This window comes from Microvirga sp. 2MCAF35 (assembly GCF_052115545.1).
Taxonomy (GTDB): Bacteria; Pseudomonadota; Alphaproteobacteria; order Rhizobiales; family Beijerinckiaceae; genus Microvirga.
Genome location: NZ_JBFRGW010000019.1, coordinates 45,127 through 70,904, shown reverse-complemented (window position 1 = coordinate 70,904; position 25,778 = coordinate 45,127). Strand labels below are relative to the sequence as shown.

The window sequence follows — 25,778 nt, the reverse complement described above, 5'->3', positions numbered from 1 at the left end:
GCAATAATGCTACCGGCTTAGGAGCCGTAGCGTTCCTTGAGGAGAGCATACATCGCGCGCGCCGCCTGAACCTCGCCGCCTTCGGGGCGTCCCGGCTTGGTCGAGCTGTTCCAGGCGAAGATGTCGAAATGCACATGGGCTTTGGCGGCCGACACGAAGCGGCGCAGGAACAGGGCCGCGGTGATCGACCCGCCCATCGGCCCGCCGGTGTTGTTCATGTCGGCGAACTTGGAATCGAGCTGGCTCTGATAGGGCGCCCAGAGCGGCATGCGCCACACGGGGTCGTTCACGCTCAAGCCGTGGCGGGCGATGTCGGCGGCGAGCGCATCGTCATCGGTGTAGAAGGGCGGCAGCTCGGGGCCGAGCGCCACGCGGGCCGCGCCCGTGAGGGTCGCGAAATCGACGAGCAGGTCCGGGCTCTCCTCGTCCGCCAGCGCCAGGGCATCGGCCAGGATCAGCCGGCCCTCCGCGTCCGTGTTGCCGATCTCGACGCTGATGCCCTTGCGGCTCGGCAGAATGTCGCCGGGACGGAAGGCGTTGCTGGAGATGGAGTTCTCGACGGCGGGAATGAGCACGCGCAGGCGCACGGGAAGCTTCGCGTCCATGATCATGGAGGCGAGCGCGAGGGTCGCTGCCGCCCCGCCCATGTCCTTGCGCATGAGCAGCATGGACGAGGCGGGCTTGATGTCGAGGCCGCCGGTATCGAAGGCGACGCCCTTGCCGACGAGCGTGACGCGCGGCGCATCCGCCTTGCCCCAGGTAAAATCGATGAGACGCGGCGGAATGGCCGATGCACGGCCGACCGCATGGATCATCGGAAAGTTCTGCTTGAGCAGATCGTCGCCGACGATGCTGGTGAAGGAAGCGCCGTGCTTCTCCGCGAGCTGGCGCGCCGCCGCCTCGATGCTGTCGGGACCGAGATCGTTGGTCGGCGTGTTGACGAGATCGCGGCTCGTCGCGACTGCGTTCGCGATGTGCGAGACTTCCTCGGCATCGACGCCCTTCGGCGTCACGAGGCGAACGGATTTTTCGCGGCGTGTGCGGTAACGGCTGAAGCCGTAGCTGCCGAGCAGCCAGGCGAGCGTGGCGAGCGTCGGGTCCGGCGCATCCGTCTCGAAACGATAGACGCCGTCCGGCAGGAGGGTCGGAAGCTTTCCGACGAGGAATGGATCGTTGTGCCTTGCATCCGCCCCGTTGAGGCCGAAGACGACGCCCATGAGGCCGCCATCGGCATCCGGCAGCAGGCAATGGCTCCCGGCCTTGCCCTCGAAGCCCTGCGCCTTCGCGAAGCCCTGCGCCAGTTGCGGGAGCCGTTCTGCGATGTCCGGCCATGTCTGCTCGGTCACGAGCCAGATCGGCTTCGAGGCATCGTTCGCGGAGGCGAGGAGAGGATGGGGCATCGGCTTTGACCTAACGGTGGAAGAATTGGGAGCGTTTAACAGGTTGATGTCATGCACATCAACCGATCGCATGCTCGCGCACGATGCGCGCGAGACCTGCGATCAGGGCCTGCTGCATATCCTTCGTCCTCGCCTCGATGCCGTGGCGCTTGAGGGCGTGGATGTAGAGTTCCGCGCGCTCCGGTGCGGCCAAGATGGTGATGGAGGAGGGGCGGCCGAACTGCGACAGCGCGCCGTTGATCTCGTCGCCCGTCAGCAGACCGGAGAGGTAGGGCGCGAGCAGATTGCTGTTCATCCGGCCCGAGACCACGGATGCGCGGGCGCTGAACAGGAGATGCAGCAGACCGACCCGGTTCCCGCCGCTGTTGCGGTCCGCAGCATCGAGGCCGAGATCGAAGCCCTTCGGGTCTTCCGGTTCGGTGGCCGGGCGGCCGATCATGGAATGCTCGCGCAAGAGCGCGTACATCTCGCCGGTCATGTAGGTGGCGAAGCGCTCGATGCGCCCGTTCTTCATCTCGATCCATTTCGGATGCGTGCCGGCCGAGCAGATCAGCCCGTTCTCGATACCGGCGCCGAGAACCAGCGTCTCCTCGCCGCGCATCACGTCGGCGGCGCCGGGCGCGGGTTCGCAGAACAGGCCGGGAATGATGTAGCCCTTGTGGCCGTTCTCCAGGTCCACGGGAGCGAGCGCCCGGGCGATTTCGGCCGGACCCGCGGGGCAGACGGCATAGGGCGCCTCGACCCAGCCCTCGCGGCTTCCCACCATGCCGACGAGAAGAACCGGAGCGTCCGGCTCCGCCTTCAGCCAATGTCCGCACTGGCGCAGGAACACATCGCGATGCTGGCCCTTTTTCAGGGCCGACACGCCCTCATCCGACGAGACCTGGTCGAGGATGGTCTCGTTCTCGATCAGATAGCCACGAAAGCGGGTCGTTCCCCAATCGGCGACGATGAAGCGCAAGGCGATGATCCCTGATTAACGCGTTCCGTACATGCGGTCGCCGGCATCGCCCAGTCCCGGCACGATATAGCCGTGGTCGTTGAGGCGCTCGTCGATGGAAGCGGTCCAGATATGCACGTCGGGGTGCGCGCCGCGCAGCTTCTCGATGCCCTCGGGGGCGGCAAGCAGGCAGACGAAGCGCAGGTCCTTGGCGCCGCGCTCCTTCAGCCGGTCGATGGCCGCGACGGCCGAGTTCGCGGTCGCCAGCATCGGGTCGAGCACCAGCACCATACGATCGGCGAGATCGGACGGGGCCTTGAAATAATATTCGACGGCCTGGAGCGATTCCGGATCACGGTAGAGACCGATATGGGCGACGCGGGCTGCGGGAACCAGCGTGAGCATCCCGTCGAGGAAGCCGACGCCCGCGCGCAGGATAGGGGCGAAAACGAGCTTCTTGCCGGCGATCTGCGCGCCTTCCATCCTGGTCATCGGAGTCTCGATCTCGATGCGCTCCATGGGCAGGTCGCGGGTGACCTCGTAGCAGAGCAGCATGCCGATCTCGTTGAGGAGCTGGCGGAAGCCCTTCGTCGAACGCTCCTTGTCCCGCATCAGGGTCAGCTTGTGCTGAACCAGCGGATGATCGACCACCGTGACGCCCTGCATGTTTTTATCCTCTTTGATCGTCGTATGCTGATTCATCTAAAGCATCGGACGTGAATGCGAAGCCATCCGATGCTTCAAGGTTTTGGTTTCGCGCATCTTTACACGCAAAACCGGTTCCCACCTTTGCGTTCGATGCTCTAGAGCTGTTTCCACTGACGTGGAATCAGCCCTCTTCTTCGTCGTGCCGCATTTTTTGACGGTGAACCGGATCCACTTCACAGAAAAATGCTCTAGAACACCGTCCCGTCGCTGATCACGTTGAGAGGGGGCTGGCCGTCGCCGCGCTTCTCCTTCGCGAGCCTGCGTCCCGTCGCCCAGGTGCCGCCTTCCAGCACCTTGGCGAGAGGGAAATCCTCCGCGGCGAATCCTAGCTTCGTGCGGATCGGTTCGGCAATGCGGTCGAGAAGGGCCACGGTCAAGGCGCGCCATTCCACGACGAGCTCTGAATCGACCGTGTGGGAGCGGGTTGCATCCGCCGGATCCTTCAGGACGATCACGCCGGTGTCGAGAAACAGCCCGCCATTGCGATATTCGGGAAGGCCGGTGAGACCGTCGATGTCGGTCACGGTGAAGCCCGCCCATTCGAGCGGCTCGATCAGGGAATAGGAGAGCCACTGGGAGAGCTTGTGGAAGGGGATCAACCCCTTCGTGACGTCCGGCGCGTCGACAAGGGGATGGCGCCAGGTGTCGCCTAGATCGATGCCGCCGAGCGTGATGCGGCCCGGCCAGATAGGCCCGAGATGGGTGAGGAGCGCGTCCAGGATCGCGGTCGCCTTGATATTCCCGTCCTCCGCGGTCGCGGCGATGATGTCGACGAGACCGCCCGGGCGGGGATCGTCGACCTGACCGAAAATGTCGGGATTCGTCGCGACGACGCGGCCGAGACGGTTGAGCAGGGCCGCGCGGCCCTCGAGACCGACGAGCGGATTGTTGGCTGAAACCTGGAAGCCTTCGGCCAGATCCTCGGGCGCGAGCGTCATCAGCACGTCGGCGTCGACCCGGAACGGATTCTCCGGGTTGCTGGAAAAGGCGCCGCTGACGAACATGTCGAAGCTTGCGACAGCCAGGCCTTCGGACCGGATATAGGTTTCGCCCGTGCGGCCTTCCTCGTAGCGCCACTGCGCCCCCGCGCCCGCATCGAGCAGGACGGACACGATGGCGAGATCGAAGGCGGCTCGGGCCATGTCGGCGGCGGTGTCCCAGGGCGCGCCGTGCATCACCGCGTCCCAGCGGTCGTGGCCGCCGGCGGAGAAATGGCGCCAGCGGGCATGGAAGGGGATGTCGAGCGACGGATAAGCCTCGCGGATCGTCTTCACGACCTCGTCGGCGCAAGCCTCCAGGCGGTCGAGATCGACCGTGAAATGCCGGAGGCGGCCCTCAAGCCCGGCCTGCAGGAGTTGGTGCGACCGTTCGCGCACTGCCGCGGCAGTCAGCAGGCTTCGGGCGGCTTTGGTCTCGGAAGACAATTCAGGCTGGTCCGTCACGCAAGGCTCCGCTGCTTTCCTGTCGAGAGCGATAGCATAGTATCGGCCGAGCGCAGCATCCCGGCGCCCGGCCGTTTGACGAGAAGGTTAAAAGCCAAGCGTCAGAACCGCTCCAGGTCGCGGCCCTTCACCTGCGTCAGCTCGGCCGGATCGGGCGCGCCGTCCGGCGTGTAGTAGCCGGCAGCCTTCTTGGCTTCCAGCTCCACCTGCGCATCCGGCGGCACGAGCTCGGCCGGAATCGGCACGCGCTCCACCACCTCGATGCCGGAGCCGGTGATGGCGTCGTATTTCATGTTGGACATGGACATGAGCCGGTCGATGCGGCGGATGCCGAGCCAATGCAGCACGTCCGGCATGAGCTGCTGGAAGCGTGCATCCTGCACCCCGGCCACGCATTCGGTGCGCTCGAAATAGGTGGCGGCCTGATCGCCGCCCTCCTGCCGCTTTCGGGCATTGTAGACGAGGAACTTGGTCACCTCGCCCAGAGCCCGGCCTTCCTTGCGGTTATAGGCGATTACGCCGACGCCGCCGGCTTGCGCCTCCCGGACGCATTCCTCGATGCCATGCACGAGGTATGGTCGGCAGGTGCAGATATCGGAGCCGAACACGTCGGAGCCGTTGCACTCGTCGTGGACGCGGCAGGCGATGCGGGTCTTAGGGTCGCTCAGGCGCGAGACGTCGCCCACCACATAGACCGTGGTGTTGCCGATGGGCGGCAGGAAGACGTTCATGTCGGGGCGGGTGACGAGTTCCGGGAACATGCCCCCGGTCTGCTCGAACAGGGTGCGACGCAACTCGCCCTCGGAGCAGCCGAAGCGTTGCGCGATGCCCGGCAGGTACCAGACGGGATCGACTGCAATCTTCGTGACCGAGATGTCGCCCGATTCATGCAGGAAGCCGCCATCGGCCTTGAGACGCTTCGCCCCCATGGCACCCAGGATCTCGGGCATGTTGAGGCGCGCCTTGGTGACCGCGATGCTGGGCCGGATGTCGAGGCCGCCGGCGATCTCGTCCTTGTAGATCTCGCCGACCAGATGGCCCCAGGGATCGAGGGACACGATCCTGCCGGACTCGTACCATTGCGGATGCGGCCCTATCTCGGCGGTCGGGTGCGTGTTGTGGAGATCCGGCCGCGCCAGGGGGTTGAGGGCGCGGGCCGAGATGGCGAGGGCCCGGTACAGAGAATAGGAACCGCCATGGGCGCCGATCACGTTGCGGTCGGCCGGATTGGTGACGGTGCCGATGATCGGGCCGCGCTCCTGGGGATCCTGTGCTCCCCATCTGATAGGATGCTTGATGGTGCCTGCGTTCGGCTCGGGGTGGGAGGTGAGCCGGATATGGGTCGAGCGGTTAGGCGAGCTCATGAACAATCTTCCACGCAATAACGGGAAGACTCCCTCGACCGATCGCCGGAGAGCCTCCATACGATCCATGGAAGACTGATCCAAAGTTTCGGTGCCGTCAATGGCCTAGAAGGCCGCAATAAGCTGCAGTAGAAAAGTGGATGAGATTCGATTAAACAGCTGAAATTATTTGCAAAATTCTTTCTGCCTCGCTTTGATCTTCTGGATCCAGCCCTGAATTTCAGGTACCTTAGAGGGCTCGCCGGTCTTGACGACAGCCTCGCAGAGCCTCTGTTCTCTTTCCCCTTCACTGAAGTATTCGAGAGATACTTTCAGCAATGTACATAGGGTTTGATTGTTTTTGTCGCTGTTATGTAAGTCGACCGCTTTCTGAAAAGTTTCATTCTTTGCGCGGAGGGACTTTTGTGCGTCCGTGCACCGCTTCTCAGCCAATAAATCGGTCCTCGATTTCGTGTTGCACGTGTTATTTGGGGAATCGAGAGCCTTCAGACCCGCAACAAGCTCTGTCTTCATTTCGCCAGTTAAATCTGGCTCATAAGCTTGGCATATATCCGCCGTTTTCTCAGCCTGAGTCAGATGCTTTCTGGATTTGCTGAGAAACGCGCATTTCGAAATTTCTGACCGCTCTTGTTGATAGACTGCATGAGCTTTCCGACTGTCCTGTTCGAACCGCTTTGTCAGTTCGATAGCTTTGAGACACTCACGTTGCGTTGCCGCTTGAGAATGGGATGCCGCTAAGAGGAACGCAGTCACAAAAGCCGAAAACAGGACAGTCGTTTTCATTCAGAAATCAATCCGGTAGCCAAGAATTCCCACGATTGTAGTCTGCAATCTTAAGGTGATGCAATATCGTATCGCCAATATCGGCAAAGCTCTCCCGCCGCCCGATGGCTCCCTGCGCAACACCTTGCCCGAAGCTCAGGATCGGCACGTGCTCGCGGGTGTGGTCGGAGCCGCGCCAGGAGGGATCATTGCCGTGGTCGGCGGTGATGATGACGAGGTCGCCGTCCTGAAGAGCAGCCTCGATCTCCGGGATGCGCCGGTCGAAGGCCTCGAGGGCGGCGGCGTAGCCCGGAATGTCGCGGCGATGGCCGAACTCGCTGTCGAAATCCACCAGGTTGGCGAAGACGAAGCCGCCATCGGGTAGCTCCTTCAATGCCGCGATGGCGTCGGACAGGCAGGCATCGTTGCCGTTCGGCTTGATCTCCCGGCCTGTCGAGCGATGGGCGAAGATGTCGCCGATCTTGCCGACGGTGACCACGGAGCGGCCCGCTTTCGCCAGCGTGTCGAGGATGGTGTCGGCGGGCGGCGGCGTGGCGAAATCCTTGCGGTTGCCGGTGCGCTTGAAGCCTGTATCCGGTGAGCCGACGAAGGGGCGGGCGATCACGCGGCCGATCTTGTACGCGTCGCAGAGTTCGCGACCGATCCGGCAGAGCTCGTAGAGACGCTCCAGCCCGAAGGTTTCCTCATGGGCTGCGATCTGCAGCACGCTGTCGACCGACGTGTAGACGATCGGCTTGCAGCTGCGCATGTGCTCGGCGCCGAACTCGTCGATGACGACGGTGCCCGAGGCATGCTTGTCGCCGAGAATGCCGGGAAGGTTGCCGCGCTCCACGAGCGCCGCCGTCAGCTGCGCCGGAAAGGACGGAATGGTGTCGGGGAAATAGCCCCAGTCGAAGGTGACCGGAACGCCCGCGATCTCCCAATGGCCCGAGGGCGTATCCTTGCCCTTGGAGGTCTCGACGCCATAGCCCCAGGCGCCTTTCAGCTCACCCCTTGGGCCCAAGTTCGGCGGCAAGCGCCCCGTCGAGGCCTCGCAAGCAAGGCCGAGGCCGAGCGCCGTCATGTGCGGCAGGTCGAGCGGTCCCCGGCGCAGACCGGCCTGATCGCCCCGGCCCGCCGCGCAGGCCTCGGCGATGTGCCCGACCGTATCGGCTCCGGCGTCCCCATAGGCCGCCGCATCCTCCGCCCCGCCGATGCCGACGGAATCGAGAACGATGAGTAGAGCGCGAGGCATGAATTCCCTCCGGGCATGAGACCAGGGCAGTGGTTATAGGCGATCAATGCCACGGAGGCGACAGGTCGTTTGACGGACCGCGCGTGGATAGTCCTTAAACGGAAATGCCCCGGCGGTTTCCCGCCGGGGCTCGGATTGCGGTTGCTTTGGATTTAGACGATGAAGAAGTGATCGAAGGTCATCTTCAGCTTCTTGGAGAGCGTCGCGATCGTCTCCTGCCCGCCGGCTGCCGAACCGTTGGAGTCGTACCAGAGCACGCCCTTCTTCGAGTCGTAGCCCACGTAGTCATTCTTGTCCTTGGCCTTGGAGCCCAGGACGAAGTTCGCCTTCTTGAGCATTGCCGGGCTCGCCATGGAACCGGCTTTGCCGAGCTTCTTGAAGACGGCATTGTCGAGGTAGATCATATCCTCGCCCAGCTTGAAGTCGGTGATCTTGTCGACGTTCGACTTGCCGAGCTTCGTGCTGAACACGAACGCATCCTTGCCGAGGCCGCCGGTCAGCGTATCCTTGCCGGCTTTGCCGTCCAGGATGTCGGCACCGATGCCGCCGACGAGCTTGTCGTTCTTCTTGGCCCCGCCGATACTCTCGGCGACGTCGGTGACGCCGATCATGATCTCCTTCTCGAAGAAGAGGCCGCCGGCATCCGTGACCTTCACCTTGATCTTGTGCGAAGCGGCCGTCTCGTAATCGAGCTTGGAGGCATCGGCCACCACGATCTTGCCGTTCTCGAGCTTGAATGCGCCGCCGGCATTGTCGGAGAGCGAGAAGGTGAAGCTGTCGCCGAAATCCGGATCCATGGCGGCCAGGACGCCGATCTCCGTACCGGCAGCGGCGTTCTCGGCGATGGTTGTCTTGGAGAGGGTGATACCCGTCGGAGCTTCGTTCTCATCGCCGACATTGACGGTGATCGCCTGCGTGAAGGTCTCCGCCGGATTGCCGTTATCGGTCACCTTGATGTGCAAGGTAAAGGTGCCGTTGGCATAAGCCTCGCGATCCAGGACCACGTTCGCCTTCAGTTTCAGGACCTTGGCGCCATTCTCTCCCTCGACGATCTCGAACGGCGAGTTCTGATCGACAATCGCATAGGTATGGGTCTGATCCTGATCCTGGTCATCCGCCGAGAGAGTGCCGATCTCTCGACCCGCACCACCGAGTTCGGCAACGGTGATCGTGGTGGCGGCGGCAGCCTCACCGATCTTCACCTTCACCGCCGTCGGAGCGTGGTTCACCGGCTCCTGGACGTTGACGGTCACCTGCTGCCAGACGGACGCTTGGCCCGAGTCGGTCGACTTGATCCAGATCGTCTGAGCACCGTCAAGCCATGCCAAAGCCGTTGCATCCCCCACGACGAGCTTGCCGTCCTCGATGGTGAAGGCGCTGTTCACTACCGCATCGTCTTCGCCGTCGCCGGTCACGATCATGTAGGTGTGGGTATCGCCCACATCCTGGTCGATCGTGCGCAACGTCGCGATTACGTCGTGAAGCGAAGCATCGTTGTCCACCGAGGCGGTCACGTTGCCCGTGGTGCCGAAGTCGATGGCCGTTGGAGCTTCGTTGACGTTGGCGACCGTGACGGTGATCTCCTGCTCGAAGGCTGTATCGGTATCTTCGCCGAGCTGGGCTTTGATCTTGAAGGTGAAGGTGCCGTCCGGATAGGCCTCGCGGTCGAGCGGAGCCAGCTGCACCAGATGGCCCGCCGCGTCGATCTCGAACAGTGCGGCAAGAGCATCCGCATCCGGGTTGCCTTCGCCATCCGCTGCCACCAGCGTGTAGGTGTAGACACCTTCATCACCGCCCATGTGACCGATGGTGCCGAGGCTTTCATCCGGATCGGCATTCTCGGTGATCGTCAGAGCGGTCTGGCCATCCACTGCAACTTCGGTCGGAGCCTCCACCACGTTGGCGACCGTGACGGTGATCAGCTCCTCGTAGGCCGTATCGGCCACGCCGTCGATCTCTGCCCTGATCTTGAAGGTGAAGATGCCGTTCGGAAAGGCCTCGTGGTCGAAGGGCGCGAGCTGCACCAGGTGACCGTCGACGATCGCGAACAGTTCTTCAAGGGCCAATTGGTACGGATTGCTTTCGCCCCATGCCGGAACTAGCGTGTAAGTGTAATCGCCGGCGATGCCGTCCTGGTGACTGATGGCGCCGAGATCCGCGATCGCAGCAGCATTCTCGGTGATCGTCAGCGTGGTTCCATTGCCCACCACAATGGCGGTCGGAGCCTCGGCCACGTTGTCGATGGTGACGGTGATCGGCTGCATGGAGGCGCTGCCGACGGTGGCGATCTTGATCGAGAAAGCGGGGAGTGCCGCTGCCTCGAAGTCGAGGAATTCACCGTCCTTGAGCTTGAAGAAGAACTTGCCGGCATCGTCGCCCGTACCTGCGACGACCTCGAAGGGAACTTCGACCTCATCGTCGCTCACCGGATCCACGAAGGAGAAGCTGTAGGTGTGATCGGCTTCAAAGTTCTCGAACACGAGTTCTCCGATGACCCGGCCCGCTTCGCCGTTCTCGGCAATATTAATGGATGTGCTGGGATCGGCTTCACCGACCACAATGCCGATGTTGTCCGGCGCCGCTAAGGTTGAGTATGTCATGAAGTGCCCCTCTAGCTTTGAAATATAGTTTCAAGGTATATCAAACGATATATTGTTTGGTAAAGTAGGCGTCAAGCCACAATAGAAATGGTGTGAAATGGTATTTGGCTACCTTTTGGTAAGGCGACGACGGGAGGGGCCGAAAAGTTTCCTCAGCGATAGATTCTGAATTATGAGGTCCTGAACGCAGCCTAGGCATTCCTCGGTTCCCGACCCCCTCGCCCTTACGCTAGGACGTCGAGTGCAAAAGTGGGAACCGGTTTTGCGTGGAAAGATGCGAGACGGAAAAAACCTAGAGCATCGGACGTGCTTTCGAATTCACGTCCGAAGCTTTAGCGCCCCGAAAAGCGCACCAGTCTACTCCCGAACCGCGTTCGATGGCGCCGTTTCGAGGTTGAAGGCGGCGGCGAAGAGGGCTTTGGTGTACTCGGTCCGGGGTGAGGCGAAAATGCTCTCGGCGGATCCTTCCTCGACGATCCTGCCGTTCTGCATCACCACCACGTGGTTCGCGAGCGCGCGCACCACCTTGAGGTCGTGGCTGATGAACATGTAGGCGAGATTGCGCCGCTTCTGGAGGTCGCGCAGCAATTCGACGATCTGCGCCTGCACGGACATGTCGAGCGCCGAGGTCGGCTCGTCAAGCATGATGAATTGCGGTTCGAGCGCCATGGCGCGGGCGATGGCGATGCGCTGGCGCTGGCCGCCAGAGAACTCGTGCGGGTAACGGTCCATGGTTGAGGGATCGAGGCCCACATCCTGCAGGGCCCGCGCGACGATGTCGCGGCGCTGGGCATAGGTGAGGCCCTTGTCCTGAACGAGCAGTCCTTCCTCGACGATCTCGGCGATGGACATGCGGGGCGAGAGAGAGCCGTAGGGATCCTGGAACACCACCTGCAGATCCTTGCGCAGCGGCCGGATCTCCTTCCCGCGCATGCCGTCGATGCGATTGCCGAGGAACACCACGGGGCCTTCCGACTGCACGAGGCGCAGGATCGCGAGGCCGAGCGTCGTCTTGCCCGAGCCGGATTCGCCCACCACCCCGACGGTCTCGCCCCGGCGCACGCGCACGGAAACACCATCGACCGCCTTCACATAGCCGACGGTCTTCTGGAAGAAGCCGCGCTTGATCGGAAACCACACCTTGATCGGCCCGGCATCGACGATGACCGGCGCATCCTTCGGCACCGGATTGGCGCGGCCCTTCGGCTCGGCGGCGAGCAGCCGTTGCGTATAAGGATGCTGCGGGTTGCCGAACACCTCCGCGACCGTTCCCTGCTCGACGATTTTCCCCTTCAGCATCACACAGACGCGGTCGGCGATCTTGCGCACGATGCCGAGGTCATGGGTGATGAAGAGCATCGACATGTTGAGCCTGCTCTTCAACTCGGCGAGCAGCTTCAGGATCTGCGCCTGCACGGTCACGTCGAGCGCGGTGGTGGGCTCGTCGGCGATGAAGAGATCGGGCTCGTTGGCAAGCGCCATGGCGATCATGACGCGCTGGCGCTGACCGCCGGAGAGCTGGTGCGGATAGGCATCGAGCCGCGTCTCCGCATCGCGAATGCCCACCAGGGTGAGAAGTTCCAGCGTGCGGGCGCGCGCCTGGCGGTCGGAGAGGCCGCGGTGCAGCTTCAGGATCTCGGCGATCTGCCGCTCGATGGTGTGGAGCGGATTGAGCGAGGTCATCGGCTCCTGGAACACCATGGTGATGTCGTCGCCGCGCACTTTGCGCATCTCGTCCTCGTCGGCGGCGATCAGGTCCTTTCCTTTGAAGAGGATGCGGCCCGATGGATGATGCGCGGACGGATAGGGCAGGAGCTTGAGCGCCGACAGGGCCGTGACGGACTTGCCCGATCCGGACTCGCCCACCAGCGCCACCGTCTCGCCCGGCATGACATCGAACGACACGCGGTCGACCGCCATCATGTCGCCCGCGCCTTGGCGAAAGGCGACGGAGAGGTCTTGGATGGAGAGGAGGGGCTCGGTCATCGGAACGTCTTCCGCGGATCGAAGGCGTCGCGCACCGCTTCGCCGACAAAGATGAGGAGGCTCAGCATGATGGCGATCACGAAGAAGCCCGCGAGGCCGAGCCACGGCGCCTGAAGGTTGGCTTTGCCCTGCGCCAGCAGCTCGCCGAGCGAGGGCGAGCCCGGCGGCAGACCGAAGCCCAGGAAGTCGAGGGAGGTGAGCGTGGTGATCGAGCCGTTGATGATGAAGGGCATGAAGGTCAGCGTCGCCACCATGGCGTTCGGCAGGAGGTGCTTGAACATGATGGTGCCGTTGGAGAGCCCGAGCGCCCGCGCGGCGCGCACGTATTCGAAGTTTCTCGCGCGGAGAAATTCGGCCCGCACCACGCCCACGAGCGACACCCAGGAGAAGAGCAGCAGGATGCCGAGCAGCACGAAGAAGCTCGGCGTGATCACGGCCGAGATGATGATGAGAAGATAGAGCGAAGGGATCGCCGTCCAGATCTCGATGAAGCGCTGGAACAACAGGTCGGTCCAGCCGCCGTAATAGCCCTGCACCGCGCCGGCGAGAATGCCCACGACGGAGGAAATGCCGGCGAGCGTCAGGCCGAATAGCACGGAGATGCGGAAGCCGTAGATGAGGCGCGCCACCACGTCCCGGCCTTGGTCGTCGGTTCCGAGCCAGTTCCACTCGATGTCCTTGCAGCCCGTTCCTCCGGTGCGCTCCGCGATGGGGCGGCATTGCTCGTCGGTGAGCATCCATGTGGGTGGTGCGGGTGCCGGGACGGGCAGGTCGAGGTTGTGGGTGTTGTAGGAGAAGCGGACCGGCGCCCAGAGCAGCCAGCCATTGTCCTGGATCTCCTTGGCGATGATCGGGTCGCGGTAATCGGTCTGCGCCAGGAAGCCGCCGAACTTTTCCTCCGGATAGTCCACGAAGGCGGGATACAGCAGCTCGCCCTTGTAGGAGGCGAGGATCGGCTTGTCGTTGGCGATCAGCTCCGCGAACATGCTGAGCACGAACAGCACCATGAAGATCCAGAACGACCAGTAGCCGCGCCGGTTGGCCTTGAAGTTCTGCAGGCGCCGCCGGTTGAGCGGTGAGAGCCTGATGAAGCCTTGCCGGGGCAGGGGAGGCGCCACGGGCGAGGAGGCCGGCGAGACGAGGGGCACGTTCTCGTTCATCTCACGCCTCCCTGGTCTCGAAATCGATCCGCGGATCGATCCAGGTATAGGTGAGGTCCGAGACCAGGTTCACCGCCAGCCCCACCAGCGAGAAGATGTAGAGATTGGCGAAGACCACCGGGTAGTCGCGGTTCACGATGGACTCGAAGGACAGAAGCCCGAGGCCGTCGAGGGAGAAGATGGTTTCGATGAGAAGCGCTCCGGCGAAGAAGGCGCCGATGAAGGCTCCCGGAAAGCCCGCGATGACGATCAGCATGGCATTGCGGAACACGTGGCCGTAGAGAACCTGCCGCTCGGACAGTCCCTTCATGCGCGCCGTGAGCACGTATTGCTTGCGGATCTCGTCGAGGAAGGAGTTCTTCGTCAGCAGGGTCGAGGTGGCGAAGGCGCCGAGCGCCATGGCGGTGATCGGCAGCACCAGATGCCAGAAGTAATCGGCGATCTGCCAGTACCAGGGCATGAGCGACCAGCTCTCCGACGTCAGGCCGCGCAGCGGGAAGACCTGCCAGAACGAGCCGCCGGCGAAGAGCACGATCAGAAGGATCGCGAAGAGAAAGCCCGGAATGGCATATCCGATGATCACGATGGCCGAGGTCCAGATGTCGAAGGAGGAGCCGTCCCGCACGGCCTTCTTGATGCCGAGCGGGATCGAGATCGCATAGGAGAGAAGCGTCATCCAGAGCCCGAGGCTGATGGAGACGGGGAGCTTCTCCTTGATCAGTTCCAGAACCGAGATGTCGCGGAAGTAGCTCTTGCCGAAATCGAAACGGGCATAATCCCACAGCATCTTCAGGAAACGCTCGTAGGCGGGCTTGTCGAAGCCGAACTGCGCTTCGAGCTGCTTGATGAACTGCGGGTCGAGCCCCTGCGCGCCGCGATAGCGGGAGGTCTCGCCACCGCCTGCGCCCGTGCCGCCGGGGCTCTGGACACCGAAATCGCCGCCGCCGCCGGAGATGCGGGAGGAGGCGCCGGAATCCTGCCCCTGCAGCTGCGCGATGATGCGCTCGACGGGGCCGCCGGGGGCGAACTGCACCAGGGCGAAGGAGATGAGCATGATCCCGAGGATGGTGGGGATCATGAGGAGAATGCGGCGTGCGATATAGGCGAGCATCAAGCGCCTGCGGATTTGGGGCCGATGCGGCCGAGGTGAGTGTCGTTGAAGCCGGCAGGCACTTGCCCGGCAGGCACTTGCCTCTGTGTCGTCAGCGTCGTGTCCAAGCCTTATCCTCTTCCGATCCGCTTCGCCTTCCCGGCATCGTACCACCAGGTTCCCGGTGCGCCCGAGGAGAGACGGGGCTTGGTCTCGGGGCGCGAGAACTGGTCCCAATAGGCAAGCCATTCGCTGGCACGGTACCACATGGGGACCCAATAATGGCCCGAACGGAGGACCCGGTCCAGGGCGCGGCAGGCCACGTTGAGTTCCTGGCGCGATTTGGCGTTGCCGATCTTCTCGATGAGGGCATCCACCGCCGGGCTGTCGATTCCGGCCAGATTCTGTGCGCCTGGCGTCCGTGCGGCCTGCGAGCCGTAAACGGTCCTCAGACTGTCGCCCGGTGTCGCGGAACCGACAAGAGCACGGCTCGTGATGTCGAAATCATATCCGTTCAGCCGCTGTTGATACTGGGCTGCATCCACGACCCGTGACCGTGCATCGATGCCGAGGCGCCTCAGGTTGTTCTGGAAGGGTTGGGTGTGTGGTTCAAGCGAGGCTTGGAAATCGAGGAACTCGATCCTGAAAGGCTGCCCGTTCGGCAGCTTCAACATGCCGCCCTCGCGCTTGCAGCCGGCTTGGCGCAGGAGCTCGTCGGCACGGCGTAGCAACTGCCTGTCCTGCCCGGATCCGTCGGAGACAGGTGGAAGAACGGGTTCTCCGAACACCGAGGCGGGAAGCTGGTCACGAAACGGCTCAAGCAGTGCCAGCTCCTCCGCCGAGGGTGCGCCCGTCGCCTTCATGGCGCTGTTCTCGAAGAACGAAGTCGTGCGCTTGTAGAGGCCGAACATGATGTTGGTGTTCGTCCACTCGAAGTCGAAAGCGAGGCCTATAGCCTCGCGAATGAGCAGATCCTTGAAGGCCTCGCGGCGCGTGTTGAAATACCAACCCTGAATGGATGCGGGCGAGTCGTTGGAAATTTCTTCCTTCTTCACCTTGCCATCTCGCGCGGCCGGGAAATCGTATCCTGTCTTCCAGGTGCGGGAGGTGTATTCCTCGTGATAGTTGAGCGTGCCGTTCTTGAAGGCCTCGAAAGCCACGGTACGGTCACGGAAATATTCGTAGCGGATATGCTCGAAATTGTTCTGGCCCACGTTCACGGGCAGATCCTTGGCCCAGTAATCGGGAACGCGGTCGAACTCGATGAAGCGTCCGACCTCGAAGCGCCCGACCTTGTAGGCTCCGGAACCGAGCGGTGCTTCCAGAGTGGAAGCCTCGAAATCCTTCCCCTGCCAGTAGCGCTCGGAGAAGATCGGCATGCCGCCGACGATGAGGTGGATGTCGCGGCTGCGCTGCGGCGTGAACCGGACGCGCAGGACATCGTCCGCTTCCGCCTCCGCCGAGGCCATCTGGGTCAGGAGCTGGTTGAAGACCGGATGGCCCTTGGTCTTCAGGATGTTGAGCGAGAAGGCCGCATCCTTCGCGGTCAGCTTCGAGCCGTCGTGAAAGCGCGCGTCGGGGCGCAGAACGAAGCGGTAGGTGAGCTTGTCCTCGGAGATGCGCACGCTCTTCGCCACGAGCCCGTACAGCGCATCCGGCTCATCGCCCGAGCCGGCCATCAGGCTGTCGAAGGCGCTCGTCATTCCGGCCGCGCCGTCGCCCCGCAGCACGAAGACGTTGAGCGTGTTGAAGGTGTCGAAGTTCTGGTTGCCGGTGGTCTGCTTGATCTGGATCGCCAGCGTGCCGCCCTTGGGCGCATTCGGGTTGACGTAATCGAAATGCTTGAAGTCGGGCGCGTATTTCAACTCGCCGAAACTTGAGAGACCATATGTCTCGGTTTCGCCTTCCTGCGCCAAGCCGATGCGCGGCAGCAAGGAAAGAGCGGCACCTGCCGCTCCGGTCTTGAGGATGATCCGGCGGCTGATGTCCCTCATCGCGGTGCTCCCGTCTTGGCGGCCTTGGCTTCATCGTACCACCAGATGGTCGGGAAGGCGGCTCCGCCGTAGCGCGGCATCGTCTCGGGATGGGAGTAGCGGTTCCAGCGCGCCGTGCGCTGCTTGCCATAGAACCATTGTGGAACGACATAATTATGCGCCAGAAGAACCCGATCGAGGGCCCTCGTGGCGGCGACAAGTTCCTCACGATCCTTAGCGAAGATTACCTTGTCGATAAGTGCATCGACGGCCGGATCTGCAATTCCACCGAGATTACGCGAGCCCTCACGCTGAGCCGCCTGAGTCCCCCAGAACTCGCGCTGCTCGTTACCGGGGGACAGCGATTGACCCCAGCCGCTCGTGATAATGTCAAAATCAAATGAGCGGGTGCGGTTGACGTATTGAACATCGTCGACAATCCGAACTCGCACTTCGATACCCAAACGTTCGAGAGAACTTTTATAAGGGAGGAAATAGCGCTCGTCCGTTGGGGCGTCGCCAAGCATTTCCACCGAGAACACTTCGCCTTTAGCATTGATGCGCCGACCGCCTTTTACCTCCCAGCCCGCTTCTCGCAAAAGGCGATCTGCTTCCCGCAAGTTATTGCGAACTGCTTCTGGTGTGTCATTTGTAGGATTCTTGTAGGGTGTCGTGAAAATATCGGGGGGGACTTTGTCTCGGAGAGATTCAAGTATTGCGAGTTCCTGTCCTTGAGGCAGATTTGATGAAGCTAGTTCAAGCCCTTGGAAATAGCTTGAGGTACGTTCATATTGTCCGAAGAAGATCGTCCTGTTAATTTCCTCGAACGGGAAAGCAAGGTTGAAGGCACGCCGTACACGCTGGTCCTTGAACTTGTCGCGCCTCAGGTTGAGTACGAAAGCCTGCATTGCACCGGACGATCGAATAGGGAATTCTTCCAAGATCACACGGCCCTCCTGGCGGGCCGGAAAGTTGTAACCCGTTGCCCAATCGCGAGCGATGTTCTCTGTTCGAAAATCTAGACGATCGCTTTTGAAAGCTTCGAGCAGCACCGTCGCGTCGCGGTAATACTCGTAGCGGATCTCGTCGAAGTTGTTCTGCCCGACATTCACGTTGATCTTTTCGCCCCAGTAATCCTTCACGCGCTCGTAGGTGGCGTTGCGGCCCGCGTCGAAGTTCTTGAGGCGGTAGGGGCCCGACCCGAGCGGCGGCTCGAGCGTGCTCTGCGTCACGTCGCGCTTGCGCCCATCCGGCGCGGTGCCTTCCCACCAATGCTTGGGGAGAACGTTAAGCTGGCCCATGATCTGCGGCAGCTCGCGATTGCCTTTCTGGTTGAACGTGAACCTGACCTCGCGCTCGCCGGTCTTCTCGGCCTTGGTGACGTTGGCGTAGTAGAACGCATAAGTCGGGCTGTTCGCCTTCAGGCTTTCGAAGGAAAAAATCACGTCGTCTGCCGTCACCGGCTTGCCGTCGTGCCACTTGGCTTCCGGGCGCAGGCGGAAGCTGACGGAGGAATAATCCTCCGGATAGGAGAAGGATTCGGCGAGAAGGCCGTAGGCCGCGTTCGCCTCGTCGAGGGCAGCCGTGGTCAGGGTCTCGTAGATCAGGCCGAGCCCCTGCTCGGGCGATCCCTTCACGCCCGCGACCACGATGTTGAAGCTGTCGAAGGTACCGAGCGCCCCCAAGCGCACCAGCCCGCCCTTCGGGGCATTCGGGTTGACGTAATCGAAATGCGGGAAGCCTTGCGGATATTTGGGTTCGTCGAGGAGGGCCGCACCGTGCCGCCATGAGGCTTCTTGGGCTGCGAGGGGGCTGAAGGCGAGGAAGGCAGCGAGGAGGCTCGGCAGAAGGGTCCGGATCACAAGGCGTCTCCTGAGACGGTGAGGCGTCTGTCGTCCCGTTCAATTTTGGGCGCAACGGGTCGAGCGCAAGGGATAACCCGTAAATGCCGCAAGCGCCTAAAAGAAAAGCCGGGCACAAGGCCCGGCTTTCCGAAATGTGATCAATGTGAACGACTTACTGGGCAGCCGGCAGCGGAACCGGGCTGTCGGAGAGGGTCCGCAGATAGGACAGCAGATCCGCCCGGTCCTTGGCTCCGGCGAGGCCCGCGAAGGCCATGATGGTGCCGGGGGTGGCCTGCTTCGGATTGTGGACGAAGGCGTCCAGGGCCTCATAGGTCCAGTTGCCGCCATGGGCCTTCATGCCGGCCGAGTAGTTGAAGCCCTCGTGCGAGGCCACGGGGCGTCCGACGACACCATAGAGATTCGGGCCGACCTTGTTCGGGCCGCCCTTTTCCAGGGTGTGGCAGGCGGCGCATTTCTTGGACTGGGCCTGGCCCTTGGTCGGATCGGCGCTGGCTAGGAGGACCGGAAGCGGCTGGGCCGGCTCTGCGGGAGCGGCTGCGCCACCGGCGGCGGCCTCTTCCGGGGCCGGGAGGTCGTATCCGGGGACAGCGGGCTTATGGGGAGCAAACAGGCCGCCGGCGATAACGTTGACGCCGACCACGAAGAGAAGCGAACCGAAAACGGCGCCCGCGATCTTATTGGTCTCGATATTCATCAGTTAGGCTCTCCTCGCCTTCGTACACCGGCGAAATCAGCGCAGCAGAACGGATCCGCGGGCGGATGCCCACGACAGGGCCGTTGCTTAGCCGTAGTGATGGGGTTTTGACAATGGGGTTTCCAGGAGTTTTCGCCGTTCTCGTGGTCGCAGCACGGGTGCCGAACGCCTTGAGCCCGATCAAAGGTCCGACGCCTGGGCCATGACAAATGGGCGCCGCCTTGCTAAGCACGCGCAACTTTTCGAACGAACAGCGCCATGTCCGACCCGATTGTCCTCATTCCCGCCCGCCTTGCCGCGACCCGTCTGCCCAACAAGCCCCTGGCCGAGATCGCCGGCGAACCCATGATCGTCCAGGTGTGGCGGCGGGCCGTCGAGGCGGGAATCGGGCCCGTGGCCGTGGCGACGGATGCACCGGAGATCGCCGAGGCGGTGGCCCGGGCAGGGGGGCAGGCAGTCATGACCCGGACGGACCACGCTTCAGGCTCCGACCGCATCTTCGAGGCTGTGGAAAAGCTCGACCCGGACGGGCGGCATGACGTGATCGTGAACGTTCAGGGGGATCTTCCGACCATCGACCCGGCGGCGATCGCGGCCTCCATCGTCCCGCTCTCCGATCCGGCGGTCGACATCGCGACCCTCGTGGCGGTCATCGTCAGGGAGGAAGAGAAGACAAATCCCAACGTGGTGAAGATGGTGGGCAGCCCGCTCTCGGCCGGCCATTTCCGCGCCCTCTACTTCACCCGCGCGACCGCGCCCTACGGCGAAGGTCCGCTCTATCACCACATCGGCCTCTATGCCTATCGCCGCAAGGCGTTGCAGCGTTTCGTCGGTCTCAAGCCGTCTCCCTTGGAGACGCGCGAGAAGCTGGAGCAGCTGCGGGCGCTGGAGGCCGGCATGCGGATCGATGCCGTGCTGGTCGAAGACGTGCCGCTCGGCGTCGACACCCCTCACGATCTGGAAAGGGCGCGCGAGATCATCGCGGCCAGGACGATTGGGACTCGGAGAACATCATGAGCAAGCTTATTTCCTTCCAAGGGGAGCTGGGCGCCAATTCCCACACGGCCTGCTCGGAGGCGCGTCCCGATTGGGAGCCTCTCCCCTGTCCGACCTTCGAGGACGCCTTGGCGGCCGTGAACGAGGGAACGGCGGGCCTCGCCATGATCCCCATCGAGAACTCCATCGCTGGGCGCGTGGCCGACATCCACCACATGCTGCCGACCTCCGGCCTGCATATCGTCGGCGAGCATTTCCTGCCGATCCACTTCCACCTCATGGGGATCCCGGGCGCGGATCTCGGCACCGTCAAGGACGTCTACAGCCACGTCCATGCGCTGGGGCAGTGCCGCAAGATCATCCGCAAGCTCGGGCTGAAAGCACATGTGGCCGGCGACACGGCGGGCTCGGCCCGCGAGGTATCCGAGTGGAAGGATCCGACCCGGGCCTCCCTGTCGCCCCGCATGGCGGCCGACATCTACGGCCTCGACATCCTGGCGGAGAACGTCGAGGACGAGGCGCACAACACCACCCGCTTCGTCATCCTGTCGAAGACGCCGTATTGGGCGCCCGCCGGGCAGGGCCCGACCGTGACCTCTTTCGTGTTTCGCGTCCGCAACCTGCCCGCCGCGCTCTACAAGGCGCTGGGCGGGTTTGCGACCAACGGCATCAACATGACGAAGCTCGAGAGCTACATGCTCGAAGGCGAGTTCCTGGCGACGCAGTTCTATGCCGAGGTGGACGGCCACCCGGAAGACGCGAACCTCAAGCGGGCTCTGGAGGAACTGGAATTCTTCTCCCGCGAGCTGCGCATCCTCGGCGTCTATCCGGCCGATCCGTTCCGCGAGAAGATCAAGGAAGCGGTCGAGTGACCATCCGCATCCGCGATGCGGTCGAGGGTGATGTCGAAGGGATCGCCAGGGTCCATGTCCAGGGCTGGCGCGAATCCTACAAGGATTTTTTGCGCCCCGAGGCGTTGTCCGGTCTCTCCGTCGAGGAGCGAATGCGGATGTGGCAAGGCGCCTTCGCGCAGCCGGATCCGCAGGCCAAGCTTCTCGTTGCAGAAACGGCTTCAGGCGAAATCGTCGGCTTTGCGCGCGGCGGGCCGGTTCGCGGCGAGAACGGCGGCCTGCTCGGGACAGAGGCCGAGATCTTTGCCATCTACCTGCTCGACAGGGTCAAGCGTCGGGGCATCGGCCGGACGCTCATGCAGGGCGTCCTCGACCATCTTGATCAACACGGCTTCCGCTCAGTGGGGCTTTGGGTGTTGAAGGACAATCTCCCGGCCCGCCGCTTCTACGAAGCTCTAGGCGGACAACCGGGGCCCGAGCAATCCTTCGACCTGCGCGGCCAGATGGTTGTGGAGGTCGCCTACCGCTTCGAGCTGAAGTCGCAGCGTTAGGGACGCTGTTACCGCTGTCTCATCTCTGCTGGTTCCAGCTGGGAGTGACACGCCTCATGCAACCATCCACGTCATGGCGGGCCCGTCCCGGCCATCCACGCCTTCTTTCCCCAACCCTCCACCCTCATCCTGAGGAGGTCGCTGAAGCGACCGTCTCGAAGGAGGAACGAGAGAGCACTGGAGGAGATCCTTCGAGACGCAGCTGCGCTGCTCCTCAGGATGAGGCCGGCGGGTGAAAGCGATGGTATGTTCTCACTTTGTTCTTGACAGATGCTACAAGCTGGGCTATATCGTTGGCTATTCCCGCCCGACGAGGGGCGCGCTCGCGAGGCGTCGCAGTTGTGGGGCGGGAAGCGGTCCCGCCGCAGGTCTCGCACACCTGTGATCGTGGGAGGTCGACCTTGGGTGTCGTCCCAGTTGGTCCACCTGAAAAGAACCGCGTGCGAAGCGGCTTCCCGGCTCTTCCACTTTCATCACACAGAAGCGAGCCGGGCGGCCCAGCGCACCTCCCTCGACTGATCGTCAGGCCCGCAGCTCACGCTGCGGGCCCACAGGTGCTGGCTCTTTGACACGGACACATCCGCCTCGCCGCCGGGCGCGCTCTTCAATCTGGCTTATTCCTTCACCCATTCGCGGACCAGATGGTTGGCGATCGCGATCGGCGAGGGGGCGGCGAATTGCTCGTGCGTACCCTCCAGCATGCGCCTCACATCGTCTTTCGTGAACCAGCGCGCGTCCTCCAGCTCCTCGCCGTCGAAGGTGATCTCGTCGGTCAGCGCTTCGCCGATGCAGCCGATCATGACGTTGGACGGGAAGGGCCAGGGCTGGGAGGTCATGTAGCGCACCGCGCCGACCCGGATGCCGGCCTCCTCGAAGGTTTCCCGGCGGACCGCATCCTCGATGGTCTCGCCTGGCTCCAGAAAGCCGGCGAGGCAGGAATACATCTTCTCCGCGAAGCGCGGCTGGCGGCCCATGAGGCACTTGTCGCCCCGCGTGATCAGCATGATCACCACCGGGTCGGTGCGCGGGAAATGCTGCGCCCCGCAAGCACTGCAGTCGCGCCGGAAACCGGCCTGGGCGGGTTGCGTCGGCGCGCCGCAATTGGCGCAGAAGCGATGCCGCCGGTGCCAGTCGAGCAAGGATTTCGCCATGGCGAGAAGCCCAAGCTCTTCGGCCGGAACGAGGCCGCGCACCGCGATGGAGCGCAGGTCCACGACCGCGAAGGATGGATCGCCCTGAAACGACTCCGCCGTCTCCGGCGCAGCCAGGGTCGCCACCACGGGGCGGTCTCCGAGCGTGCCGAGAAAGACCTGCTCCTGATAGCCGGGAAGGCGGTCGAGGATGGGGGAGGGCAGGAGGCTCGTCCCCGGTTCCCCGGCCTGGAGGACCGGGAGGTCGCCGGCCAGGACCACCATGGCGGTGCGCGGATCCCGCGCTGCCTTGGCAAGGGCCTCCGGGTCCCGCTCGGCACTGTGGCGGACGAGCGGGTTCGAGATATAAGCGATGGGACGGGTCATGGGGTCAGGCCGCTGCGAAAAGGGTGGCGGCGCGCTCGATCAGGGCGGTGGCCGCATGGTCGGGATAGGGCGTGCGGGTGCCGTGCCCCCAGACGGGGCCGGGCCAGGCCGGATCGGAGCGGAAACGCCCGATCACGTGCACATGAAGCTGCGTCACGATGTTGCCGAGCGCCCCCACGTTCACCTTGTCGGGCTTGGAGAGCTCCAGCATCACCTTGGTGGCGATGCGGATCTCCTGGGCAAGCTGCGCGTAATCGGCCTCCGAGAGGTCGGTGAACTCGCTTGCTCCCGCGATGCGCGGCACCAGCACGAACCAGGGAAAGCGCGCATCGTTCAGAAGCAGGACGGACGAGAGGGCAAGGTCGCCGACGGGGATCGTGTCGGCTTCGAGCCGGGAATCGAGGTTGAATGTCATGGCGCCATGTAACCGAGCCTGTGGCGTCGTGTCAGCCCGAACCTCGCATGTCATCCCCGGCGCACGAAGTGCGGGAAGGGGATCCAGGATCAAGCGCTGAGCTATGGTTTCCCTTCCCCTCCGCTGCGCTCCGGCCGGGAATGACACCTGAGGCAGTGGACATCGGGGGATGGCCGTGGGGGCGGGTCGTTTCCAACTTGCGTTTCTCGGGCAATACGCCCATATAGCCGGTGGGAGGTTGGCGAGGGACGTCTCACTCGCCAACCGGGTCAGGTCCGGAAGGAAGCAGCCCTAACGAGACCGAACGGGTCTTCGTCCAGCCTCCCACCTTTTGACGATTCTCCAAAGCCTTGCAGTCGATGGACGATACCACAGCCGGCACGCCCCTGAACGACGAGCCGGCCCTGCCGGGCTTCCCCGCCGCGCCCGCTTCCACAGCGCCCGCGTCCCCCTACCGCGTCCTTGCCCGCAAATACCGCCCCAAGACCTTCGACGACCTGATCGGTCAGGAGGCGATGGTGCGCACGCTGTCGAACGCCTTCGAGACCGGGCGCATTCCGCAGGCCTGGATGCTCACCGGCGTTCGCGGCGTCGGCAAGACCACCACGGCCCGCATTCTCGCCCGTGGCCTCAACTACCAGAAGGCCGACGGCTCCGGTCAGCCTACCATCCACATGCCGGAACTCGGCGTGCACTGCCAGGCGATCATGGAATCGCGGCACGTGGACGTGCTGGAGATGGACGCGGCGTCCCACACAGGCATCGACGACGTCCGCCAGATCATCGACGGCATCCGCTATTCGCCGGTTTCCGCCCGCTACAAGGTCTACATCATCGACGAGGTCCACATGCTCTCCGAGAAGGCCTTCAACGCCTTCCTGAAGACGCTGGAGGAGCCGCCGCCGCACGCGAAGTTCATCTTCGCCACCACGGAAATCCGCAAAGTCCCCGTTACGATCCTGTCCCGCTGCCAGCGCTTCGACCTGCGCCGCATCGAGGCGGACAAGCTTGTGGCCCATCTCGGCCGCATCTGCGACGCCGAGAGCGTGCAGGCGGACCAGGAGGCGCTCGCCGCCATCGCCCGCGCGGCGGAAGGCTCGGCGCGCGATTCCCTGTCGCTGATGGATCAGGCCATCGCCCACGGCGCCGGCGTGGTGACGCCCGACACCGTGCGCGACATGCTGGGGCTTGCCGACCGCACGCAGGTGATCGATCTCTTCGAGGCCGTGATGCGCGGAGACGTGCCGGCCGCCTTCGCGGGCCTGCGCTCGCAATACGATGCCGGCGCGGATCCCGCCGTGATCCTGTCCGATCTCGCGGCCTTCTCGCACGTCGTCACCCGCCTCAAGCTGATCCCGGAAGCAGCCAGGGATCCCGCTCTCTCCGAGATCGAGCGGACCCGCGGCACCGATTACGCCCAGAAGCTCTCGGTGCGGACCCTGTCGCGCGCCTGGCAGATCCTCCTGAAGGGCATTCCCGAGGTGCAGTCCTCGAACCGCCCCATCGCGGCGGCCGAGATGGTGATCGTGCGCCTCGCCTATGCGGCCGACCTGCCGACGCCGGACGAGGCCCTGCGCGCCCTGAAGGACGGCGCGCCGGTGCCCACGGGCGGCCCCTCGGCGCCCGCGCCCCGGTCGTCCGCTCCCGCCACCTCCGGCAACATGGCTTTGGCGACGTCGCAGCCCTATCCTCAACCGCGCCCGCAAGGAGCGCAGCCCGAGCCGACCATGCGGCTTCGCCGCTTCGAGGACGTGGTGGCCCTGGCCGGCGAGAAACGCGAGATCGTGCTGAAGGCGCAGCTCGAACGGGACGTGCGCCTCGTCAGGTTCGAGGAGGGGCGCATCGAGCTCAGCCTCACCGAAACCGGCAGCCGCACCATCGCCAACGATCTCACCCGCGCCCTCCAGCAATGGACCGGCGAGCGCTGGATGGTCGCCCTGTCCTCGGAGGAGGGAGACGCGACCCTTCACGAGAAGGCTGTCGCGGCCGAGCGCGAGCGCAAGGAAGGCGCCGCCAACCATCCTCTCGTGCAGGCAGTTTTGTCCAAGTTTCCCGGCGCGCAGATCGTGAACGTGATCGAACGGGCGGAGAAGCCCGGCGAGGATGCGGACGCCGAAATCCTCGGCGAAGCCGATGCGCTGGCCGCGCACGAGGCCGAGGACGACGACGATCTTTTCTGATTTTCTTTTTTGAGATTGAGGACACGGTC

General features: G+C 63.6%; 20 protein-coding genes and 1 other RNA gene. 5 read left to right on the top strand and 16 right to left on the bottom strand.

The window, feature by feature from the left end:
* Positions 1-17 precede the first annotated feature (17 nt).
* The 14 genes from AB4097_RS11830 to AB4097_RS11765 form a co-directional block, all read right to left on the bottom strand.
* Positions 18-1,400 (bottom strand): leucyl aminopeptidase family protein, encoded by a 1,383-nt coding sequence (locus AB4097_RS11830; RefSeq protein ID WP_442039683.1) that lies wholly within the window; start codon positions 1,398-1,400, stop codon positions 18-20.
* 58 nt (positions 1,401-1,458) lie between these two features.
* Positions 1,459-2,361, bottom strand: a complete 903-nt coding sequence (locus AB4097_RS11825; RefSeq protein ID WP_442039681.1) for a 2-dehydro-3-deoxygalactonokinase — start codon at positions 2,359-2,361, stop codon at positions 1,459-1,461.
* 15 nt (positions 2,362-2,376) lie between these two features.
* A complete protein-coding gene (upp, locus tag AB4097_RS11820; protein WP_442039679.1) occupies positions 2,377-3,006 on the bottom strand; it encodes a uracil phosphoribosyltransferase in 630 nt (209 codons plus the stop codon).
* A gap of 230 nt (positions 3,007-3,236) precedes the next feature.
* On the bottom strand, positions 3,237-4,490 hold the full coding sequence (locus tag AB4097_RS11815) for a URC4/urg3 family protein (RefSeq protein WP_442039677.1): 1,254 nt from the start codon (positions 4,488-4,490) through the stop codon (positions 3,237-3,239).
* 101 nt (positions 4,491-4,591) lie between these two features.
* Positions 4,592-5,854: a GTP cyclohydrolase II gene (locus AB4097_RS11810; protein WP_442039675.1), complete on the bottom strand. Its 1,263-nt coding sequence runs from the start codon at positions 5,852-5,854 to the stop codon at positions 4,592-4,594.
* Positions 5,855-6,019: 165 nt separating this feature from the next.
* A complete protein-coding gene (locus tag AB4097_RS11805; protein ID WP_442039673.1) occupies positions 6,020-6,637 on the bottom strand; it encodes a hypothetical protein in 618 nt (205 codons plus the stop codon).
* Positions 6,638-6,644: 7 nt separating this feature from the next.
* Positions 6,645-7,871 (bottom strand): phosphopentomutase, encoded by a 1,227-nt coding sequence (locus tag AB4097_RS11800; RefSeq protein WP_442039671.1) that lies wholly within the window; start codon positions 7,869-7,871, stop codon positions 6,645-6,647.
* Between the two features lie 152 nt (positions 7,872-8,023).
* Positions 8,024-10,471: a cadherin domain-containing protein gene (locus AB4097_RS11795; RefSeq protein WP_442039669.1), complete on the bottom strand. Its 2,448-nt coding sequence runs from the start codon at positions 10,469-10,471 to the stop codon at positions 8,024-8,026.
* Positions 10,472-10,828: 357 nt separating this feature from the next.
* Complete coding sequence (locus AB4097_RS11790) at positions 10,829-12,457, bottom strand: ABC transporter ATP-binding protein (protein ID WP_442039667.1); 1,629 nt, start codon at positions 12,455-12,457, stop codon at positions 10,829-10,831.
* On the bottom strand, positions 12,454-13,617 hold the full coding sequence (locus AB4097_RS11785) for an ABC transporter permease (protein WP_442039665.1): 1,164 nt from the start codon (positions 13,615-13,617) through the stop codon (positions 12,454-12,456). The genes AB4097_RS11790 and AB4097_RS11785 overlap by 4 nt, the downstream gene beginning before the upstream one ends.
* A 1-nt stretch (position 13,618) precedes the next feature.
* Positions 13,619-14,728: a microcin C ABC transporter permease YejB gene (locus tag AB4097_RS11780; protein ID WP_442039663.1), complete on the bottom strand. Its 1,110-nt coding sequence runs from the start codon at positions 14,726-14,728 to the stop codon at positions 13,619-13,621.
* Positions 14,729-14,838: 110 nt separating this feature from the next.
* The gene (locus tag AB4097_RS11775; protein WP_442039661.1) at positions 14,839-16,701 is read right to left on the bottom strand and encodes an extracellular solute-binding protein; all 1,863 of its coding nucleotides are present in this window, start codon (positions 16,699-16,701) and stop codon (positions 14,839-14,841) included.
* Complete coding sequence (locus AB4097_RS11770; RefSeq protein WP_442039659.1) at positions 16,698-18,542, bottom strand: extracellular solute-binding protein; 1,845 nt, start codon at positions 18,540-18,542, stop codon at positions 16,698-16,700. The genes AB4097_RS11775 and AB4097_RS11770 overlap by 4 nt, the downstream gene beginning before the upstream one ends.
* A 154-nt stretch (positions 18,543-18,696) precedes the next feature.
* Positions 18,697-19,239 (bottom strand): c-type cytochrome, encoded by a 543-nt coding sequence (locus AB4097_RS11765; RefSeq protein ID WP_442039657.1) that lies wholly within the window; start codon positions 19,237-19,239, stop codon positions 18,697-18,699.
* A 258-nt stretch (positions 19,240-19,497) separates the two neighbouring features.
* On the opposite strand from AB4097_RS11765, the gene AB4097_RS11760 reads away from it, so the two are divergent.
* From AB4097_RS11760 to AB4097_RS11750, 3 genes are read left to right on the top strand one after another with little or no spacing between them, the layout of a single operon-like run.
* Complete coding sequence (locus AB4097_RS11760; RefSeq protein ID WP_442039655.1) at positions 19,498-20,256, top strand: 3-deoxy-manno-octulosonate cytidylyltransferase; 759 nt, start codon at positions 19,498-19,500, stop codon at positions 20,254-20,256.
* Complete coding sequence (locus tag AB4097_RS11755; RefSeq protein WP_442039653.1) at positions 20,253-21,107, top strand: prephenate dehydratase; 855 nt, start codon at positions 20,253-20,255, stop codon at positions 21,105-21,107. Before AB4097_RS11760 ends, AB4097_RS11755 begins: the two co-directional genes overlap by 4 nt.
* Positions 21,104-21,637, top strand: coding sequence for a GNAT family N-acetyltransferase (locus AB4097_RS11750; protein WP_442039651.1), 534 nt, complete (start codon positions 21,104-21,106; stop codon positions 21,635-21,637). The genes AB4097_RS11755 and AB4097_RS11750 overlap by 4 nt, the downstream gene beginning before the upstream one ends.
* 614 nt (positions 21,638-22,251) lie before the next feature.
* Here the strand turns inward: AB4097_RS11750 and nudC are convergent.
* Entirely contained in the window at positions 22,252-23,154 is a 903-nt protein-coding gene (nudC, locus tag AB4097_RS11745; protein ID WP_442039649.1) for an NAD(+) diphosphatase, read from the bottom strand.
* Between the two features lie 4 nt (positions 23,155-23,158).
* Positions 23,159-23,569: an HIT domain-containing protein gene (locus AB4097_RS11740; protein ID WP_442039647.1), complete on the bottom strand. Its 411-nt coding sequence runs from the start codon at positions 23,567-23,569 to the stop codon at positions 23,159-23,161.
* Between the two features lie 232 nt (positions 23,570-23,801).
* Between AB4097_RS11740 and ffs the strand changes: the two genes are divergently transcribed.
* Both ffs and AB4097_RS11730 read left to right on the top strand, forming a co-directional pair.
* Positions 23,802-23,898, top strand: an RNA gene (ffs, locus tag AB4097_RS11735) — signal recognition particle sRNA small type.
* A gap of 30 nt (positions 23,899-23,928) precedes the next feature.
* Positions 23,929-25,749, top strand: a complete 1,821-nt coding sequence (locus tag AB4097_RS11730; protein ID WP_442039645.1) for a DNA polymerase III subunit gamma/tau — start codon at positions 23,929-23,931, stop codon at positions 25,747-25,749.
* Positions 25,750-25,778: the final 29 nt, after the last annotated feature.